Consider the following 1932-nt stretch of genomic DNA (forward strand, 5'->3'; position numbering starts at 1 on the left):
ACTAGAATTCCTTACAAAACTGCAGGAAAAGAAAATGTTGCTGATAGGCCCGAAATAGAACGAGAACTAAGATTGGGATTGCAATATCTGTCAAGAAAGCTTGCTGCATACATGTCTAAAAGAGGACAGGCTGATATGGCAAAAAAGAGAGCAAATCTTTATGCAAAATACATCCCATTAATTGCTGAATTTAGTACTGAACTTGCTGGTAAGAAAAAAGAGCCTAATTACAAGAAATTATTAGAGAATGAAAGTGCATTTGAATCTAAAAAACCAGTAGAGGAGGAAGAAATTGAAAATTAGTAAATCTAAAGAGCGAAGTAACAAAGCTGATGAAAAACAAAAGAATATTCTTGAGATGCTTAAAAGTCACGGTGCAAAAATTTACGATGATTTAGATCATGGGCAATTCCCAAAATTCTCAATACCTAGTAGATCTGTTAGTAACATAGTCTATGATAAAAAACTTAGACAATACATTTTAGGAAATAATGCTGCATTGAGAAGTTCACGAAACTCTTCCCAGTTGAGATCCTTTACACAATTAATGTGGTTGGCATTTTTTGCAAATAGGTTAACCAAAGAAAAAAAGTCATCCACATTAAGAGATGTCTATTATTCATCACAAGCATTCGCTATTGAATTTGAGGATCAATCAGAATCTGACAACATAATTGTTGATTTGGAGGCAGTTACTTCAAAACCTAGAGAAGACTTTCACATTTTTCCTGAAGAGCGAAGCTCAATCTTTGGTGATTTGACTATAGAATACACAATTCCAGGATATGAGGGAAAAACTATGAATTTATCTAATCATCCTGATGGATACTCAATAGGTCCTAGTTTAACTACCGCAGAATTAGTTGATACCAGTGCTGAAATTGTAATTGCTATAGAAAAAGGTGGTCTTTTTACAAGATTTGTTGAAGAACAAATTGATAAAAAATTTAAATCCATAATTATCAACACAGGTGGACAAGCTCCACGTTCAACTAGAACATTGCTAAAAAGACTTCATGATGAAATGAAATTACCAGTAATTGTTCTTACTGATGGTGATGTATATGGAGAACACATTGCAATGGTTATCAAATCAGGTTCTGCTAATGCTGCACACCTAAGAGAACTTACAGTACCTGATGCAAAATGGGTTGGAGTTTGGGCTACAGATATTGAAAAATATAAACTACCTACAATACCTATGACCGAATCTGACATTAAACGTTGTTATGATCTTCAAAAAGATCCTAGATATCAGGATGGAATTTGGAAAAAAGAACTTGATGTATTTTTGAGATTAAAAAGAAAAGCAGAACTTGAAGCATTCTCAAAATATGGACTTACGAATATTACTGACAAATATTTACCTCAGAAACTAGAACTAGCAAAAAGTCTTTGATTATTTTATTCTGAGTGTCAAGACACCATTTCTATATTTAAAATCAAATATTTGCATATTACCTGCACCTTCGATAGGAACTTCTTTTGAAAATCCAGATGTTCCGCGAATATACAATATCCCATCTACTAATCTAACTGCAATTTTATCTTCAGGCCCTGGAACTTCTGCTACGAAAACAAATTCATCTTCACCTTTAATTAAATCATAAACCCAGTTCTTTGATTCTTGTTCTCTTGCTTGAGTGTATAGTGGTTTTTGATCTTTAGTCATTTTCTTTAGAACTCTAACCCAGTAAAACATTGTCAGTGCTGCTGCACCTATTAAGATAAAACTCACAAATCCAGAATCTGCTCTTTGTGTCATAATGTAGATAATCCCTAAAAATAAAATCACAATAATTGGTATTACGAAATTTAATGATTGATCATTTGAATATGCTCCCTTGTAACTTGCCAAACAGTACAAATCTGTGTTTACCAAATATAAAGTATCTATGGAAATTTAGCAACTTTGTGTTGATTTGTATAAAA

2 protein-coding genes and 1 pseudogene are annotated in these 1932 nt (G+C 32.7%); 2 read left to right on the plus strand and 1 reads right to left on the minus strand.

What is annotated here, in order from left to right:
• Together BD31_RS08945 and BD31_RS08950 are read left to right on the plus strand one after the other, a co-directional pair.
• Positions 1-303 (plus strand): annotated as a pseudogene (locus BD31_RS08945) (DNA topoisomerase VI subunit B); the annotation flags it as partial.
• On the plus strand, positions 293-1399 hold the full coding sequence (locus BD31_RS08950; protein WP_008301516.1) for a DNA topoisomerase IV subunit A: 1107 nt from the start codon (positions 293-295) through the stop codon (positions 1397-1399). The pseudogene BD31_RS08945 and the gene BD31_RS08950, both read left to right, overlap by 11 nt.
• Here the strand turns inward: BD31_RS08950 and BD31_RS08955 are convergent, their stop codons facing one another.
• A complete protein-coding gene (locus BD31_RS08955; RefSeq protein ID WP_008301518.1) occupies positions 1400-1858 on the minus strand; it encodes an Hsp20/alpha crystallin family protein in 459 nt (152 codons plus the stop codon).
• Positions 1859-1932: the final 74 nt, after the last annotated feature.

This window comes from Candidatus Nitrosopumilus salarius BD31 (assembly GCF_000242875.2).
Lineage (GTDB): Archaea > Thermoproteota > Nitrososphaeria > Nitrososphaerales > Nitrosopumilaceae > Nitrosopumilus > Nitrosopumilus salarius.